Annotated in this window: 13 protein-coding genes; all 13 read left to right on the plus strand. The window is 67.2% G+C overall.

What is annotated here, in order from left to right; genetic code table 11:
- The first annotated feature begins 240 nt into the window (after positions 1-240).
- The 13 genes from ACRWNP_RS11155 to tuf all read left to right on the plus strand — a co-directional run bounded on the left by ACRWNP_RS11155 (position 241) and on the right by tuf (position 18,463).
- On the plus strand, positions 241-1,137 hold the full coding sequence (locus tag ACRWNP_RS11155) for a hypothetical protein (RefSeq protein WP_431960932.1): 897 nt from the start codon (positions 241-243) through the stop codon (positions 1,135-1,137).
- A gap of 347 nt (positions 1,138-1,484) precedes the next feature.
- The gene (gene rplK / locus ACRWNP_RS11160; protein ID WP_319135229.1) at positions 1,485-1,919 is read left to right on the plus strand and encodes a 50S ribosomal protein L11; all 435 of its coding nucleotides are present in this window, start codon (positions 1,485-1,487) and stop codon (positions 1,917-1,919) included.
- 74 nt (positions 1,920-1,993) lie between these two features.
- Positions 1,994-2,719 (plus strand): 50S ribosomal protein L1, encoded by a 726-nt coding sequence (gene rplA, locus ACRWNP_RS11165; RefSeq protein ID WP_431960933.1) that lies wholly within the window; start codon positions 1,994-1,996, stop codon positions 2,717-2,719.
- A gap of 163 nt (positions 2,720-2,882) precedes the next feature.
- On the plus strand, positions 2,883-3,836 hold the full coding sequence (locus ACRWNP_RS11170; protein WP_431960934.1) for a hypothetical protein: 954 nt from the start codon (positions 2,883-2,885) through the stop codon (positions 3,834-3,836).
- Positions 3,837-4,107: 271 nt separating this feature from the next.
- The gene (gene rplJ / locus ACRWNP_RS11175; RefSeq protein WP_089226434.1) at positions 4,108-4,662 is read left to right on the plus strand and encodes a 50S ribosomal protein L10; all 555 of its coding nucleotides are present in this window, start codon (positions 4,108-4,110) and stop codon (positions 4,660-4,662) included.
- An 81-nt stretch (positions 4,663-4,743) separates the two neighbouring features.
- Positions 4,744-5,127: a 50S ribosomal protein L7/L12 gene (gene rplL, locus ACRWNP_RS11180; RefSeq protein ID WP_431960935.1), complete on the plus strand. Its 384-nt coding sequence runs from the start codon at positions 4,744-4,746 to the stop codon at positions 5,125-5,127.
- Positions 5,128-5,691: 564 nt separating this feature from the next.
- Entirely contained in the window at positions 5,692-9,180 is a 3,489-nt protein-coding gene (gene rpoB, locus ACRWNP_RS11185; protein WP_431960936.1) for a DNA-directed RNA polymerase subunit beta, read from the plus strand.
- Between the two features lie 103 nt (positions 9,181-9,283).
- Positions 9,284-13,183 carry a DNA-directed RNA polymerase subunit beta' gene (locus tag ACRWNP_RS11190; RefSeq protein ID WP_431960937.1) on the plus strand — a complete coding sequence of 1,300 codons (3,900 nt, stop codon included), beginning with the start codon at positions 9,284-9,286 and terminating at the stop codon, positions 13,181-13,183.
- Positions 13,184-13,366: 183 nt separating this feature from the next.
- On the plus strand, positions 13,367-13,798 hold the full coding sequence (locus ACRWNP_RS11195) for a DUF1707 and DUF4190 domain-containing protein (protein ID WP_431960939.1): 432 nt from the start codon (positions 13,367-13,369) through the stop codon (positions 13,796-13,798).
- Between the two features lie 300 nt (positions 13,799-14,098).
- On the plus strand, positions 14,099-14,470 hold the full coding sequence (gene rpsL, locus ACRWNP_RS11200) for a 30S ribosomal protein S12 (RefSeq protein WP_014144289.1): 372 nt from the start codon (positions 14,099-14,101) through the stop codon (positions 14,468-14,470).
- A 2-nt stretch (positions 14,471-14,472) separates the two neighbouring features.
- Positions 14,473-14,943 carry a 30S ribosomal protein S7 gene (rpsG, locus tag ACRWNP_RS11205; RefSeq protein ID WP_431944495.1) on the plus strand — a complete coding sequence of 157 codons (471 nt, stop codon included), beginning with the start codon at positions 14,473-14,475 and terminating at the stop codon, positions 14,941-14,943.
- A gap of 39 nt (positions 14,944-14,982) precedes the next feature.
- Entirely contained in the window at positions 14,983-17,109 is a 2,127-nt protein-coding gene (gene fusA / locus ACRWNP_RS11210) for an elongation factor G (protein WP_431960940.1), read from the plus strand.
- A gap of 160 nt (positions 17,110-17,269) precedes the next feature.
- The gene (gene tuf, locus ACRWNP_RS11215) at positions 17,270-18,463 is read left to right on the plus strand and encodes an elongation factor Tu (RefSeq protein ID WP_319158063.1); all 1,194 of its coding nucleotides are present in this window, start codon (positions 17,270-17,272) and stop codon (positions 18,461-18,463) included.
- Positions 18,464-18,486 lie beyond the last annotated feature (23 nt).

The raw sequence follows: 18,486 nt of genomic DNA on the forward strand, positions 1-18,486 counted from the left end.
CGACCCGTGCTGCCGCGTCGGGCAGGTCCGCAGACCGCCCGAGTCGCCGCAAGCTCACGGGCCCCGATCTCTCGCCCCGTGGCTAGTTCCAGCCCAAAGCCTCTCCACACCGTCCGCGTGGGCACCCCAGCCGCTGTCCGTCCCTGTCGCTAGCATCGCGGCAGTCTCTGGGGAGGAAGCATGGGTTACTCTGGCGATTTTGTTCTGGCGCGCAGCGATTCTTCGTTGCGGGACCTGCCTGTGTTCGACGACCCGGAGTGGTGCATCGACGAGCGTGCTGATTACTTCCATGAGTGCTCGCCGCGCCGCCCCGGGGGCTGGCAGACGCTGCAAGTGAATGACCATCTGCCGGAGAACGACGACGACCGATGGCTGCGACGGCTGGTCACAGCGACCGGCTCGCCGGTCATGATCGCAAGCATCATGGACAGCGATGTCTGCTACGTCCGCGGTCTCACTCCCTCCGGGGTGACTTGGTCGGCTTTCCTTGACCCGGTGATGGCCGCCGACTACGAGGTGTCGGGGCCGCCGCCCTCGGAGGATGACGCGCCACCGGGAGAGACCGACAGGGACAGAAGCATCCGATGGCTGCTCGCAGACGTGCCCGAGAATACGGAGCAGATCGCAGACTGGGCCGCCGAGGCAGGGTTCACGGCGAACCGTGACGCACTGCGCATGGTCCTGGTCAAGAGAGCGGACCCGTTCGTGGAAGACCTCTTCTTCGAACTGATCGATGCCTGCGGACTGCCGGCGAGCGAGCCCGTCCGGGAAGATCTCGCAGACTCGGACGCCGTCGTGCACCCTGACCACCGCCCCGAGGAGAACCGCCCACGCGGCGCCAGACTTGAAGCAGCGGTGCTGAACCTTCCCCGTGACGGGCACCTCGTGTTGCAGTGCGCCGCAGAGGCGGACTGCTACGCCCAAGTCTGGCTCCGGCCTGACGGCACATACCAGCTCGAATATCGTGATCGCAGTCCCAGCGAGCACTATCAGACACGGACAGTCTCAGCGGACAAGGTCATTGCAGCCGTGGTGGGCTGGGCGGCGGGCGAGGTTGCCTGGCGGGATTCCTTCCAATGGAACTTGAGCACGGAGCTTGGGGCCGTCCACGGGCCGCTTGAGACGAACCAGCGTTGACAGACAACAACAACTGATCACGCATTTTGCCCGGGTCAGTGCCCACAGCCCGCATGCTGGCCCAGGTCCGAGGCTAGGTACACCTCTTTCGTGTGTACGTCCCAGGGGCGGGCGCCGAGGGCCTGGGCGGCCCTGGAGGGATGCCGAACGGCGGGGCCGGGGCCAGGGGCCGGTGGCTGCGGCCGGGGCGCCGGCAGGCCGCCCGGGCGGTCCCCGGGAGTGTCCCGGTGTGCTGCCGGGCCTTCTCTGACCTGCTCGGTTTCGGGGCTCGGCACGATACCCGCTATCGTGGTGCGGTATGCCTGCTCGCAGGCAGGAAAACTCTCACTAGGACCCGGAGAGAGCACATGCCTCCCAAGAAGAAGAAGGTCACGGGGCTTATCAAGCTCCAGATCAACGCTGGTGCGGCCAACCCGGCCCCGCCGGTGGGCCCGGCGCTGGGTCAGCACGGCGTCAACATCATGGAGTTCTGCAAGGCCTACAACGCGGCCACCGAGTCGCAGCGTGGCTGGGTGATCCCGGTGGAGATCACGGTCTACGAGGACCGTTCCTTCACCTTCATCACCAAGACCCCGCCGGCCTCCCGCATGATCCTCAAGGCCGCGGGTGTGGAGAAGGGCTCCGGCGAGCCGCACAAGACCAAGGTCGCGAAGCTTACGCGTGACCAGGTCCGCGAGATCGCCACGACCAAGCTGCCCGACCTCAACGCGAACGACCTGGACGCCGCCGAGAAGATCATCGCCGGCACCGCGCGTTCCATGGGCATCACGGTCGAGGGCTGACCACTCCACCAGCAGTTCCGTGGCAGGGCCTGCTCGGCCCGCACCACGACTCCTCAAGACACACAGGAGCAGTAGTGAGCAAGCGCAGCAAGTCTCTCCGCGCTGCGGACGCCAAGATCGACCGGGAGCGTCTGTACGCGCCCCTCGAGGCCGTCCGTCTCGCCAAGGACACCTCCACCAGCAAGTTCGACGGCACCGTCGAGGTGGCCTTCCGTCTGGGCGTCGACCCGCGCAAGGCCGACCAGATGGTCCGTGGCACCGTGAACCTTCCGCACGGCACCGGTAAGACCGCCCGGGTCCTGGTCTTCGCGACCGGTGACCGTGCCGAGGCCGCGCGTGCCGCGGGGGCCGACATCGTCGGCGCCGACGAGCTGATCGACGAGGTGGCGAAGGGCCGTCTGGACTTCGACGCCGTCGTCGCCACCCCGGACCTCATGGGCAAGGTCGGCCGCCTCGGCCGCGTCCTCGGCCCCCGTGGTCTGATGCCGAACCCGAAGACCGGCACCGTCACCCCCGACGTGGCCAAGGCCGTCACCGACATCAAGGGCGGCAAGATCGAGTTCCGCGTCGACAAGCACTCGAACCTGCACTTCATCATCGGCAAGACCTCGTTCGGTGAGCAGCAGCTGGTCGAGAACTACGGCGCCGCCCTGGACGAGATCCTCCGTCTGAAGCCGTCCGCCGCCAAGGGTCGCTACATCAAGAAGGCCGCCATCAGCACCACGATGGGCCCCGGCATCCCGGTCGACCCCAACCGCACCCGCAACCTCCTCGTCGAGGAGGACCCGGCCGCCGTCTGACCGGGGCGGGCCCCTCGGCCCGTGCAGCTGTGAAACCGGCCCCGCGCCTCTCCGGAGGCGCGGGGCCGGTTTTTTCCGTACGACCGTGTCGGCGCGGTGCGTTAACGTGACAAGCGGTTGCATCGCGCAGTCACAGACGACGAACAGCATGGGGTGGGGATTCATGAGCGTGTCCGCGGCGAAGCGTGTGGGCGTCGGTCTGGCGGCCTTGGCCGTCGTGGTCGGCCTCGCGGGCTGCGACGACGGTGACGGGGGCGGCAAGAAGCGGAAGAAGGCCGACGCGCCCCACTCCGCGGTTCAGTCCCAGGGCAAGATCGCCGAGATCATCCAGGCAGCCTTCAGGAAGACGTCGGAGGCCAAGTCCGCCAAGGTCCGCATGACGGTCAGCACGCCGCCCGGCGTGGAGGGCGGCGGCACAGTGGAGGTGACCGGCGTGCAGGGGTGGGATCCGGCGGTCATGGACTTCACCGTGAAGGGCTCCGCCCTCGCGGCCGCCGGCCCGGACGCCCCGTCCGAGATGCGGATGATCATGGTCCACGACGTCATGTACATGGACTTGGGGGCGATGCAGGCCGCCGAGATGGGCGGCAAGCGCTGGATGAAGCTGGACTTCAAGGCCGCGGCCGAGGCGAGCGGCAGCGAGGCGCTTCGGAAGCAGCTGAGCGGCAGCCTGGGGAACCTGAACCAGGACCCGTCCGAGCAGCTCGCCCTACTGCTCCAGTCGCCCAACCTGAAGCACGTCGGGGCGGAGAAGGTCGGCGGCGCCGAGACGGACCACTACAAGGGCACGCTGACGTTCGCGGAGATGGTCGACGCCAACAAGGCCGCCGACCTGCTCTCCGCGAAGCAGCGCGCGGCCGTGATCGCCAACGCCGAGAAGGCGGGCATCAAGGGGTACGACACCGAGATCTGGGTCAACGGGGACCACTACCCGGTGAAGATGGTCGTGGGGATGAGGATGCCCGAGGGCACGGTGCGGATGACGGCTCGCTACTCCGACTACGGCACCGCCGCCACGGTCGAGGCCCCGTCGGCGAAGGACACCGTCGACCTCTTCGGGATGCTGAAGGACATGAAGGCGTCCGGGCTCACCGGGGGCACCGGCCTCACGGGCTGACCGGCGCCGACGCCGGATTTGCCGGGCAGGGATCCGTTCGCGTACCCTTCAACGGAAGCCAAAGACCGCTGGTTGCTGGCGCGTCCGTGAGGGCGCGGCAGCCGAAGGATCCGCTGATGCGGACGGCCCGCGCAGGTGACAGTGGATGCACTCCTGGATTCGCTCCTCGCGTATCCGGTCGAGTCACGCCCCGTGCGCCTGCGCCGGGGCGTTTGTTTTGCCCGGCCCCTTCCCGTGCGGTCCGAATCACCCGGAAGGAGGCCGAGGCTCTATGGCGAGGCCCGACAAGGCCGGTTCGGTTGCCGAGCTGACGGACAAGTTCCGCAGCTCCAACGCCGCCGTGCTGACCGAGTACCGCGGTCTCACCGTGGCGCAGCTCAAGACGCTGCGCCGTTCGCTCGGTGAGAACGCCCAGTACGCCGTGGTGAAGAACACGCTGACCAAGATCGCGGCCAACGAGGCCGGGATCACCGCACTGGACGACCTGTTCGCGGGTCCGACGGCGGTCGCCTTCGTCACCGGTGACCCGGTGGAGTCGGCGAAGGGTCTCCGTGACTTCGCCAAGGAGAACCCGAACCTCATCATCAAGGGCGGTGTGCTTGACGGCAAGCCGCTGTCCGCCGATGAGATCAAGAAGCTCGCGGACCTCGAGTCCCGCGAGGTGCTGCTCGCCAAGCTGGCGGGTGCCATGAAGGCCAAGCAGGGCCAGGCCGCTGCTGTCTTCCAGGCCCTGCCCTCGAAGCTCGTCCGCACCGTGGAAGCGCTTCGTGCGAAGGCCGAGCAGGGCGGTGCCGGTACGCCGGCTCCCGCCGAGGACGCGGAGTAACCACTCCCGTGCTCTAGCGGGCCCGTACGCCCGCCGACATGTACATCCGGCACCTGCCGAATTAGTGGAAGGACCGCCATCATGGCGAAGCTCAGCCAGGAAGACCTGCTCGCGCAGTTCGAGGAGATGACCCTCATCGAGCTCTCCGAGTTCGTGAAGGCCTTCGAGGACAAGTTCGACGTCACCGCCGCCGCCCCGGTCGCCATGGCCGCCGCCGGTGTCCCCGGCGCCCCCGCCGAGGCTGTCGAGGAGAAGGACGAGTTCGACGTCATCCTCACCGGCGCCGGCGACAAGAAGATCCAGGTCATCAAGGTCGTGCGCGAGCTGACCTCCCTGGGCCTGAAGGAGGCCAAGGACCTCGTCGACGGCACCCCGAAGCCGGTCCTCGAGAAGGTCAACAAGGAGGCCGCGGACAAGGCCGCCGAGTCCCTCAAGGCCGCGGGCGCGTCCGTCGAGGTCAAGTGATCTCTGCCCCTTCCGGGGGCTGATCAGCCGCGGGGCGGCCACCCTTTCGGGTGGCCGCCCTCGGTCGTTTGCGTGGTGCGTCACCCGGTCCGGCGACCGGCCCGGGTAGGGTGATCATCACCGTTCCGGGACCGTCGCCTTCCTTCAGCTGTGACGATCTCCGCGGGGCGGAGGCCTTGACGAACCGCACGCAGCGCGCGATTCTCAGGACGCGTCGTCACATCGGCCATGGACCGAGGCATGGAACGAAGGCGATGCGGGAATGCCTAGCGTGGCAAGCGTGAACGAGGGCATGACGGCTCACAACAAGGGGCTCCTACCGACCCCTCCGGAGGACGAGATTGGTGCAGCGCCGGTCTCCGAAACTCTGCACTGGACATCAGTGTGCCAAGCGGCTACACTGACCCTTTGCGCTGCCTGTTAGCTGCCGCCTGGCCCGTCACCAGGGGCAACCCCAAGCCTGAGCACACATGAGGAGCCGCCCTGACCAGGGCATCCTTGTCTGCGCCCGGGGGCGGAACCGGTACGCGCGTAGTGAGTCCGAGCCCTCGGAAGGACCCCCTCTTGGCCGCCTCGCGCAACGCCTCGACTGCCAATTCGAACAACGGCGCAAGCACCGCCCCGCTGCGCATCTCTTTCGCGAAGATCAAGGAGCCCCTCGAGGTCCCGAACCTCCTCGCGCTGCAGACCGAGAGCTTTGACTGGCTTCTCGGCAACGCCGCCTGGAAGGCTCGCGTCGAGGCGGCCCTGGACAGTGGTCAGGACGTCCCCACCAAGTCCGGTCTGGAGGAGATCTTCGAGGAGATCTCCCCGATCGAGGACTTCTCCGGGTCGATGTCGCTGACCTTCCGCGACCACCGTTTCGAGCCTCCGAAGAACTCGATCGACGAGTGCAAGGAGCGCGACTTCACGTACGCGGCCCCGCTCTTCGTCACGGCCGAGTTCACCAACAACGAGACCGGCGAGATCAAGTCCCAGACGGTCTTCATGGGCGACTTCCCGCTCATGACCAACAAGGGCACCTTCGTCATCAACGGCACCGAGCGTGTCGTGGTGTCCCAGCTGGTGCGCTCGCCGGGTGTCTACTTCGACAGCCAGATCGACAAGACGTCCGACAAGGACATCTACTCCGCCAAGGTCATCCCCTCCCGTGGTGCCTGGCTGGAGATGGAGATCGACAAGCGCGACATGGTCGGTGTCCGCATCGACCGCAAGCGCAAGCAGTCCGTCACCGTCCTCCTGAAGGCGCTCGGCTGGACCACCGAGCAGATCCTCGAGGAGTTCGGCGAGTACGAGTCGATGCGCGCCACCCTGGAGAAGGACCACACCCAGGGCCAGGACGACGCGCTGCTCGACATCTACCGCAAGCTGCGTCCGGGCGAGCCGCCGACCCGTGAGGCCGCGCAGACGCTGCTGGAGAACCTCTACTTCAACCCCAAGCGCTACGACCTGGCCAAGGTCGGCCGCTACAAGATCAACAAGAAGCTGGGCGCGGACGCCCCGCTCGACGCCGGCGTGCTGACCGTCGAGGACGTCATCGCGACGATCAAGTACCTGGTCAAGCTGCACGCGGGCGAGACCGAGACCACCGGTGACAACGGCGCGTCCGTGGTCGTCGAGGTCGACGACATCGACCACTTCGGCAACCGTCGTCTGCGCAACGTCGGCGAGCTCATCCAGAACCAGGTCCGCACAGGTCTGGCCCGTATGGAGCGCGTCGTCCGCGAGCGGATGACCACCCAGGACGTCGAGGCGATCACGCCGCAGACCCTGATCAACATCCGGCCGGTCGTCGCCTCCATCAAGGAGTTCTTCGGCACCAGCCAGCTGTCCCAGTTCATGGACCAGACGAACCCGCTGTCGGGCCTGACCCACAAGCGCCGTCTGTCCGCGCTGGGCCCCGGTGGTCTGTCCCGTGAGCGGGCCGGCTTCGAGGTCCGTGACGTGCACCCGTCCCACTACGGACGCATGTGCCCGATCGAGACCCCCGAAGGCCCGAACATCGGTCTGATCGGCTCGCTGGCCTCCTACGGCCGGGTGAACGCGTTCGGCTTCGTGGAGACCCCGTACCGCAAGGTCGACGAGAACGGTGTCGTCACCGACGAGGTCAACTTCCTCACGGCCGACGAGGAGGACCGCTTCGTCATCGCCCAGGCGAACGCGCCGCTGACCGACGACAACCGCTTCGCGGAGTCGCGCGTCCTGGTGCGCCGCCGTGGTGGCGAGATCGACTACGTCCCCGGCGAGGACGTGGACTACATGGACGTCTCGCCGCGCCAGATGGTGTCGGTCGCGACCGCCATGATCCCGTTCCTCGAGCACGACGACGCCAACCGCGCGCTCATGGGATCGAACATGATGCGCCAGGCGGTGCCGCTGCTCAAGGCGCAGGCCCCGCTGGTCGGCACCGGCATGGAGTACCGCTGCGCGGTCGACGCCGGTGACGTCATCAAGGCCGACAAGGACGGTGTGGTCCAGGAGGTCTCCGCGGACTACATCACCGTCGCCAACGACGACGGCACCTACAACACCTACCGGGTCGCCAAGTTCTCCCGCTCGAACCAGGGCACGTCCTTCAACCAGAAGGTCGTCGTGGACGAGGGCGCCCGCGTGATCGCCGGCCAGGTGCTCGCCGACGGCCCGTCCACCGAGCGCGGTGAGATGGCGCTGGGCAAGAACCTCCTGGTGGCGTTCATGCCGTGGGAGGGCCACAACTACGAGGACGCGATCATCCTCAGCCAGCGTCTGGTGCAGGACGACGTCCTCTCCTCGATCCACATCGAGGAGCACGAGGTCGACGCCCGTGACACCAAGCTCGGCCCCGAGGAGATCACCCGGGACATCCCGAACGTCTCCGAGGAGGTCCTGGCCGACCTCGACGAGCGCGGCATCATCCGCATCGGCGCCGAGGTCGTCGCAGGCGACATCCTGGTCGGCAAGGTCACCCCGAAGGGCGAGACCGAGCTGACCCCGGAGGAGCGCCTGCTGCGCGCGATCTTCGGTGAGAAGGCCCGTGAGGTCCGTGACACCTCGCTGAAGGTGCCGCACGGCGAGACCGGCAAGGTCATCGGCGTGCGCGTCTTCGACCGCGAGGAGGGCGACGAGCTGCCGCCGGGCGTGAACCAGCTGGTCCGCGTCTACGTGGCGCAGAAGCGCAAGATCACCGACGGTGACAAGCTCGCCGGCCGTCACGGCAACAAGGGCGTCATCTCCAAGATCCTGCCGATCGAGGACATGCCGTTCCTCGAGGACGGCACCGCGGTCGACATCATCCTCAACCCGCTGGGTGTCCCGTCCCGAATGAACCCGGGACAGGTCCTGGAGATCCACCTCGGCTGGCTGGCCGCCCAGGGCTGGGACGTCGCCGGCCTCGGCGACGAGTGGGCGCGCCGCCTCACGGCGATCGGCGCCGACCGCGTCGAGCCCGGCACCAACGTCGCCACCCCGGTGTTCGACGGTGCCCGCGAGGACGAGATCGCCGGTCTCTTCGAGGCCACGATCCCGAACCGCGACGGCCAGCGCCTGGTGCTGCCCTCCGGCAAGGCCCGGCTGTTCGACGGCCGCTCCGGCGAGCCGTTCCCGGACCCGATCTCGGTCGGCTACATGTACATCCTCAAGCTGCACCACCTGGTGGACGACAAGCTGCACGCCCGCTCCACCGGTCCGTACTCGATGATCACCCAGCAGCCGCTGGGTGGTAAGGCGCAGTTCGGTGGTCAGCGTTTCGGTGAGATGGAGGTGTGGGCCCTTGAGGCGTACGGCGCGGCCTACGCGCTGCAGGAACTGCTCACCATCAAGTCCGACGACGTCCTGGGCCGTGTGAAGGTCTACGAGGCCATCGTCAAGGGCGAGAACATCCCCGAGCCCGGCATCCCCGAGTCCTTCAAGGTGCTCATCAAGGAAATGCAGTCGCTCTGCCTCAACGTGGAGGTGCTGTCCTCGGACGGCATGTCCATCGAGATGCGCGACACCGACGAGGACGTCTTCCGCGCCGCGGAAGAGCTCGGAATCGACCTGTCCCGGCGCGAGCCGAGCAGCGTCGAAGAGGTCTGACGGGCCGGCCGGGGAGCCGATCCGCTGAGATCGGCTCCCCGCCCTCCCCCGGACCGTTCAGACATGTTTGACTTTCGACCCCGAAAGAGGGATTGACGACAAAGTGCTCGACGTCAACTTCTTCGACGAGCTGCGGATCGGCCTGGCGACCGCGGACGACATCCGGCAGTGGTCGCACGGCGAAGTGAAGAAGCCGGAGACCATCAACTACCGCACCCTCAAGCCCGAGAAGGACGGACTCTTCTGCGAGAAGATCTTCGGCCCCACCCGGGACTGGGAGTGCTACTGCGGCAAGTACAAGCGTGTCCGCTTCAAGGGCATCATCTGCGAGCGCTGCGGCGTCGAGGTCACTCGCGCCAAGGTGCGTCGTGAGCGGATGGGCCACATCGAGCTGGCCGCTCCCGTGACCCACATCTGGTACTTCAAGGGCGTTCCGTCGCGGCTGGGCTACCTGCTCGACCTCGCCCCGAAGGACCTCGAGAAGGTCATCTACTTCGCCGCCTACATGATCACGTGGGTGGACGACGAGCGCCGCACGCGCGACCTGCCCTCGCTGGAGGCCCAGGTCTCCGTCGAGCGTCAGCAGATCGAGCAGCGCCGTGACTCCGACATCGAGTCCCGGCAGAAGAAGCTCGAGGCCGACCTGGGCGAGCTGGAGGCCGAGGGCGCCAAGTCCGACGTGCGCCGCAAGGTGCGCGAGGGTGCTGAGCGTGAGATGAAGCAGCTGCGCGACCGTGCCCAGCGCGAGCTCGACCGGCTCGACGAGGTGTGGTCCCGCTTCAAGAACCTCAAGGTCCAGGACCTGGAGGGGGACGAGCTGCTCTACCGCGAGCTGCGGGAGCGCTTCGGGACCTACTTCCAGGGTTCGATGGGTGCCGCGGCGCTGCAGAAGCGCCTGGAGTCCTTCGACCTGGACGAGGAGGCCGCCAAGCTCCGCGAGATCATCCGTACCGGCAAGGGCCAGAAGAAGACCCGGGCGCTCAAGCGCCTCAAGGTCGTCTCCGCCTTCCTGCAGACCACCAACAAGCCGCAGGGCATGGTGCTGGACTGCGTCCCGGTGATCCCGCCGGACCTGCGTCCGATGGTGCAGCTGGACGGTGGCCGCTTCGCGACCTCCGACCTGAACGACCTGTACCGCCGCGTCATCAACCGCAACAACCGCCTCAAGCGCCTCCTCGACCTCGGTGCCCCCGAGATCATCGTGAACAACGAGAAGCGCATGCTTCAGGAGGCCGTGGACGCGCTCTTCGACAACGGCCGCCGCGGCCGCCCGGTCACGGGCCCCGGCAACCGTCCGCTGAAGTCGCTGTCCGACATGCTCAAGGGCAAGCAGGGCCGGTTCCGTCAGAACCTGCTCGGCAAGCGCGTCGACTACTCGGCCCGTTCGGTCATCGTCGTCGGCCCGCAGCTCAAGCTGCACCAGTGTGGTCTGCCCAAGGCCATGGCGCTGGAGCTCTTCAAGCCGTTCGTGATGAAGCGCCTGGTGGACCTCAACCACGCGCAGAACATCAAGTCGGCCAAGCGCATGGTCGAGCGCGGCCGCACGGTCGTGTACGACGTGCTCGAAGAGGTCATCGCCGAGCACCCGGTGCTGCTGAACCGTGCGCCGACCCTGCACCGCCTCGGCATCCAGGCCTTCGAGCCGCAGCTGGTCGAGGGCAAGGCCATCCAGATCCACCCGCTCGTCTGCACCGCGTTCAACGCGGACTTCGACGGCGACCAGATGGCCGTGCACCTGCCGCTGTCCGCGGAGGCACAGGCCGAGGCCCGCATCCTGATGCTGTCCTCGAACAACATCCTCAAGCCCGCCGACGGCCGTCCGGTGACGATGCCGACGCAGGACATGGTCCTGGGTCTGTTCTTCCTCACCACGGACGCGGAGGAGCGCGAGCTCCGCGGCGAGGGCCGGGCGTTCGGCTCGACCGCCGAGGCGATCATGGCCTTCGACGCGCGTGAGCTGTCGCTGCAGTCCAGGATCGACATCCGCTTCCCGATCGGCACCGTCCCGCCCCGCGGCTGGACCCCGCCGGCGGACGTGGAGGGCGAGGAGCCCTGGCAGCTCGGCGACTCCTTCCGGCTGAACACGACCCTGGGCCGCGCGCTCTTCAACGAGCTGCTGCCCGAGGACTACCCGTTCGTGGACTACCCGGTGGGCAAGAAGCAGCTCTCCGAGATCGTCAACGACCTCGCCGAGCGCTACCCGAAGGTCATCGTGGCGGCGACGCTCGACAACCTGAAGGCGGCGGGCTTCCACTGGGCGACCCGTTCCGGTGTCACCGTGGCCATCTCCGACGTCGTCGTGCCCGAGGCCAAGAAGGCCATCATCGCGGGCTACGAGGCACAGGACGAGAAGGTCCAGAAGCAGTACGAGCGCGGTCTGATCACCAAGGACGAGCGCACGCAGGAGCTGATCGCGATCTGGACCAAGGCGACCAACGAGGTCGCCGAGGCGATGAACGCGAACTTCCCGAAGACCAACCCGATCTTCATGATGGTCGACTCGGGCGCCCGCGGAAACATGATGCAGATGCGCCAGATCGCGGGTATGCGTGGCCTGGTGTCCAACGCGAAGAACGAGACCATCCCGCGGCCCATCAAGGCGTCGTTCCGTGAGGGTCTCACCGTGCTGGAGTACTTCATCTCCACCCACGGTGCCCGTAAGGGTCTCGCGGACACCGCCCTGCGTACCGCCGACTCCGGTTACCTGACGCGTCGTCTGGTGGACGTCTCGCAGGACGTCATCATCCGCGAGGAGGACTGCGGCACCGAGCGCGGCCTCAAGCTGGCGATCGCCGAGCGCTCCGAGGACGGTTCGCTGCGCAAGACGGACGACGTCGAGACCAGCGTGTACGCGCGCTGCCTCGCCGAGGACGTCGTGGTGGACGGCAAGGTGCTGGCCACCGCCGGCACCGACCTGGGCGACGTGCTCATCGAGCAGCTCATCCACAACGGCGTCGCGGAGGTCAAGACCCGTTCGGTCCTGACCTGCGAGTCCGCGGTGGGCACCTGCGCGATGTGCTACGGCCGTTCGCTCGCGACCGGCAAGCTGGTGGACATCGGTGAGGCGGTCGGCATCATCGCCGCCCAGTCCATCGGTGAGCCCGGTACCCAGCTGACGATGCGTACCTTCCACACCGGTGGTGTGGCCGGTGACGACATCACCCAGGGTCTGCCGCGTGTCGTCGAGCTCTTCGAGGCGCGTACCCCCAAGGGTGTCGCCCCGATCTCGGAGGCGGCCGGCCGCATCCGGATCGAGGAGACCGAGAAGACCAAGAAGATCGTCATCACCCCGGACGACGGTGCCGAGGAGATCGCCTACCCGATCTCCAAGCGTGCCCGTCTGCTGGTGGGCGAGGGCGACCACGTCGAGGTCGGCGAGAAGCTGACCGTGGGTGCCACCAACCCGCACGACGTGCTGCGCATCCTGGGTCAGCGGGCCGTCCAGGTCCACCTGGTCGGGGAAGTGCAGAAGGTCTACAACTCGCAGGGTGTGTCGATCCACGACAAGCACATCGAGATCATCATCCGGCAGATGCTCCGCCGGGTGACGATCATCGAGTCCGGTGACGCGGAGCTGCTGCCGGGCGAGCTGGTCGAGCGCGGCCGCTTCGAGACCGAGAACCGTCGGGTCGTGGCGGAGGGTGGCCACCCGGCCTCCGGCCGTCCGCAGCTGATGGGTATCACCAAGGCCTCGCTGGCCACCGAGTCCTGGCTGTCGGCCGCCTCCTTCCAGGAGACGACCCGGGTCCTGACCGACGCGGCGATCCACGCCAAGTCCGACTCGCTGCTGGGCCTCAAGGAGAACGTCATCATCGGTAAGCTCATCCCGGCCGGTACGGGCCTGTCCCGCTACCGCAACATCCGGGTCGAGCCGACCGAGGAGGCCAAGGCCGCGATGTACTCGGCCGTCGGCTACGACGACATCGACTACAGCCCGTTCGGCACCGGCTCCGGCCAGGCCGTCCCGCTGGAGGACTACGACTACGGCCCGTACAACGGCTGAGTCGTGCGCTTGAAGCCGCTGGGCGGCCACCCCTTCCGGGGTGGCCGCCCAGCGGCTTTCCACGGGGTCTGGACGGGCCTGTGGGGCCCTCTGGGCGGTCCGGCCGGGGGAGGAGGCGGCGCGGTCGCGCCGGCCGTGTGACGAGCCGCCCGCGGAACGTGGTTTTCCGGGCATAATGGAGCGATGCGGGCTGCGAACGATGATCGCGAGCGTACGGTGGACGTGCTCAAGGCGGCGTTCACCGAAGGCCGGTTGACCCAGTCGGAGTTCGAGGACCGGGTCGGGCTGGCCTACCAGGCTGTGACGTACCAGGAGCTGTACGGACTCACCGCGGACATCCCGCGTCCCCGTCGGCTCCCCACGCCGCCGCCGCCGGTCAACGCCAAGGCGGTCGCCTCGCTGGTCTGCGGTGCGGTGGGCGTGTTCGGGCTGGTGATCCCCGGGATACCGGCCGTGGTGCTGGGGCACATGGCGCGCCGGGAGATCCGGCGCACGGGCGAGCGGGGCGACGTCCTCGCCGTGTGCGGTCTGGTGATGGGCTACCTTCTGACCGCGTTCACGGTCGCGATCACGGCGATCGTCGTTATGGTGGTAGTGGCGGTCAGTCACGGCTGAGTGCGTTCCCGCGAGCCCACGGAGGGGTCCGGCGGGAGGGTGCGGCATCGGCCGAGACCATATGTTTTGACCGAAGGCTGGGCGCTGGGTACGCTCTGACCTTGTGCCTGGGGTGTGCCCGGGTTCTCGTGCGTGCACTTGTCCGCGCGGGACACCGAGGCCGATACACCGACAAATACGCACTTTCGCTTCGACGGAAATCGTATGAGGTGCGCGACACACCCGACCGCGTGGGTCGGAGTGAGCCGCTGAAACCCCAGGTTAGAAGTATCGAGTCGGCACACAGAAACCGGAGAAACGGTGCCTACGATCCAGCAGCTGGTCCGAAAGGGCCGGCAGGACAAGGTCGAGAAGAACAAGACGCCCGCACTGAAGGGTTCCCCTCAGCGCCGCGGCGTCTGCACGCGTGTCTACACGACCACCCCGAAGAAGCCGAACTCGGCCCTGCGTAAGGTCGCGCGTGTGCGTCTGACCAGCGGCATCGAGGTCACCGCTTACATTCCGGGTGAGGGTCACAACCTGCAGGAGCACTCCATCGTGCTCGTGCGTGGTGGCCGTGTGAAGGACCTGCCGGGTGTTCGCTACAAGATCATCCGCGGCTCGCTCGACACCCAGGGTGTCAAGAACCGCAAGCAGGCCCGCAGCCGCTACGGCGCCAAGAAGGAGAAGTAAGAATGCCTCGTAAGGGCCCCGCCCCGAAGCGCCCGGTCATCGTCGACCCGGTTTACGGTTCTCCTCTGGTGACCTCGCTCGTCAACAAGATCCTCCTGCACGGCAAGCGCTCCACCGCCGAGCGCATCGTGTACGGCGCCCTCGAGGGCCTGCGCGAGAAGACCGGCCAGGACCCGGTCATCACGCTCAAGCGTGCCCTGGAGAACGTCAAGCCCTCCCTCGAGGTCAAGTCCCGCCGCGTCGGCGGTGCGACCTACCAGGTCCCGGTCGAGGTCCGCCCCGGCCGTGCCAACACCCTGGCGCTGCGCTGGCTCGTGGGTTACTCCCGTGCCCGCCGCGAGAAGACCATGACCGAGCGTCTGATGAACGAGCTGATGGACGCCAGCAACGGTCTGGGCGCCGCGGTCAAGCGCCGCGAGGACACCCACAAGATGGCCGAGTCCAACAAGGCCTTCGCGCACTACCGCTGGTAGTCGCTACCCCATCGAGAACCGAGAGAAGACTGAAGCCTTATGGCTACCACTTCACTTGACCTGGCCAGGGTCCGCAACATCGGGATCATGGCCCACATCGACGCGGGCAAGACGACGACCACCGAGCGGATCCTGTTCTACACCGGTGTCTCGTACAAGATCGGTGAGGTCCACGACGGCGCTGCCACGATGGACTGGATGGAGCAGGAGCAGGAGCGCGGCATCACGATCACGTCCGCCGCGACCACCTGTCACTGGCCGCTGGAGAACGTCGACCACACCATCAACATCATCGACACGCCGGGTCACGTCGACTTCACCGTCGAGGTGGAGCGTTCGCTGCGCGTGCTCGACGGTGCCGTGACGGTGTTCGACGGCGTCGCCGGCGTCGAGCCGCAGTCCGAGACCGTGTGGCGTCAGGCGGACCGCTACGGCGTCCCGCGCATCTGCTTCGTCAACAAGCTGGACCGCACCGGTGCCGAGTTCCACCGCTGCGTCGACATGATCGTGGACCGCCTGGGCGCGACCCCGATCGTCATGCAGCTGCCGATCGGTGCCGAGGCCGACTTCAAGGGCGTCATCGACCTCGTCCGCATGAAGGCCCTCGTGTGGTCCGCCGAGGCCACCAAGGGCGAGATGTACGACGTCGTCGACATCCCGGCCACGCACACCGAGGCCGCCGACGAGTGGCGCGGCAAGCTGCTCGAGGCCGTCGCGGAGAACGACGAGGAGATGATGGAGCTGTACCTCGAGGGCACCGAGCCCACCGAGGAGCAGCTGTACGCGGCCATCCGCCGCGTCACCATCAACTCCGGCAAGGGCGACGGCGTCACCGTCACCCCGGTCTTCTGCGGCACCGCGTTCAAGAACAAGGGCGTGCAGCCCCTGCTCGACGCCGTCGTGCGCTACCTCCCCTCCCCGCTGGACGTCGAGGCCATCGAGGGCCACGCGGTCGGCGACGCCGAGGAGATCATCAGGCGCAAGCCCTCCGACGACGAGCCGCTGTCGGCGCTGGCGTTCAAGATCATGAGCGACCCGCACCTCGGCAAGCTCACCTTCGTCCGCGTGTACTCCGGCCGCCTGGAGTCCGGCACCGCCGTGCTGAACTCCGTCAAGGGCCGCAAGGAGCGCATCGGCAAGATCTACCGCATGCACGCGAACAAGCGTGAGGAGATCGACTCGGTGGGCGCCGGCGACATCGTCGCCGTCATGGGCCTGAAGCAGACCACCACCGGTGAGACGCTGAGCGACGAGAAGAACCCGGTGATCCTGGAGTCCATGGACTTCCCGGCGCCGGTCATCCAGGTCGCGATCGAGCCCAAGTCCAAGGGCGACCAGGAGAAGCTGGGTGTCGCCATCCAGCGTCTCGCGGAGGAGGACCCCTCCTTCCAGGTCCACTCGGACGAGGAGACCGGCCAGACCATCATCGGCGGTATGGGCGAGCTGCACCTCGAGGTGCTGGTCGACCGCATGCGCCGTGAGTTCAAGGTCGAGGCCAACGTCGGCAAGCCGCAGGTGGCGTACCGCGAGACCATCCGCAAGACGGTCGAGAAGGTCGACTACACCCACAAGAAGCAGACCGGTGGTACGGGCCAGTTCGCGAAGGTCCAGATCTCCATCGAGCCTCTCGAGGGTGGCGACGCCTCCTACGAGTTCGTCAACCAGGTCACCGGTGGCCGCATCCCCCGCGAGTACATCCCGTCGGTGGACGCCGGTGCCCAGGAGGCCATGAAGTTCGGCATCCTGGCGGGCTACGAGATGGTGGGCGTCCGCGTCATCCTTCTCGACGGTGCCTACCACGAGGTCGACTCCTCCGAGCTGGCGTTCAAGATCGCCGGTTCGCAGGCCTTCAAGGAGGCCGCCCGCAAGGCCGGCCCCGTGCTGCTCGAGCCGATGATGGCCGTCGAGGTCACCACGCCCGAGGAGTCCATGGGCGACGTCATCGGTGACATCAACTCCCGCCGTGGCCAGATCCAGGCCATGGAGGAGCGCGCTGGCGCCCGGGTCGTCAAGGCCCTGGTGCCCCTGTCGGAGATGTTCGGCTACGTCGGCGACCTCCGCAGCAAGACGTCGGGTCGCGCGAGCTACTCGATGCAGTTCGACTCCTACGCCGAGGTTCCCAAGAACGTCGCCGAGGAGATCATCGCGAAGGCCAAGGGCGAGTAACCCAGTAGGTGCACTCGCACTAGGCTTGACCGGGAGGCTTAGGGGCATTCCGCCGCGAACCGCAAGGGGAGCGCCGGATGCCCCGGCCGCCCGCAACCCAGCAAAGATCACCCTGGCGCCGATGAAGTAAGGCGTACAGCAACTCCACAGGAGGACCCCAGTGGCGAAGGCGAAGTTCGAGCGGACTAAGCCGCACGTCAACATCGGCACCATCGGTCACATCGACCACGGTAAGACCACTCTTACCGCTGCGATCACCAAGGTGCTGCACGACGCGTACCCGGAGCTGAACCCCTTCACGCCGTTCGACCAGATCGACAAGGCGCCGGAGGAGCGGCAGCGCGGTATCACCATCTCCATCGCGCACGTCGAGTACCAGACGGACGCGCGTCACTACGCGCACGTCGACTGCCCGGGTCACGCGGACTACATCAAGAACATGATCACCGGTGCCGCGCAGATGGACGGCGCGATCCTGGTGGTCGCGGCCACCGACGGCCCGATGCCGCAGACCAAGGAGCACGTGCTCCTGGCCCGCCAGGTCGGCGTTCCGTACATCGTCGTCGCCCTGAACAAGGCCGACATGGTGGACGACGAGGAGATCCTGGAGCTCGTCGAGCTCGAGGTCCGTGAACTGCTCTCCGAGTACGAGTTCCCGGGCGACGACCTGCCGGTCGTCCGCGTCTCCGCGCTGAAGGCGCTGGAGGGTGACAAGGAGTGGGGCGAGAAGCTCCTCGGCCTGATGAAGGCCGTGGACGAGTCCGTCCCCACCCCCGAGCGCGACGTCGACAAGCCGTTCCTGATGCCGATCGAGGACGTTTTCACGATCACCGGTCGTGGCACCGTCGTCACCGGTCGTATCGAGCGCGGTGTCCTCAAGGTCAACGAGACCGTCGACATCATCGGCATCAAGCCGGAGAAGACCACCACCACGGTCACCGGCATCGAGATGTTCCGCAAGCTGCTCGACGAGGGCCAGGCCGGTGAGAACGTCGGTCTGCTGCTCCGCGGCATCAAGCGCGAGGACGTCGAGCGCGGCCAGGTCATCATCAAGCCGGGCTCGGTCACCCCGCACACCGAGTTCGAGGCCCAGGCCTACATCCTGTCGAAGGACGAGGGTGGCCGTCACACCCCGTTCTTCAACAACTACCGCCCGCAGTTCTACTTCCGTACCACGGACGTGACCGGCGTCGTGACCCTCCCCGAGGGCACCGAGATGGTCATGCCGGGCGACAACACCGCCATGACGGTCGCGCTGATCCAGCCGATCGCCATGGAGGAGGGCCTGAAGTTCGCCATCCGCGAGGGTGGCCGGACCGTCGGCGCCGGCCAGGTCACCAAGATCCTGAAGTAAGGATCCCGGCGATCCGCCGCTTG

The organism is Actinacidiphila sp. bgisy160, assembly GCF_965342435.1.
Taxonomy (GTDB): Bacteria; Actinomycetota; Actinomycetes; order Streptomycetales; family Streptomycetaceae; genus Actinacidiphila.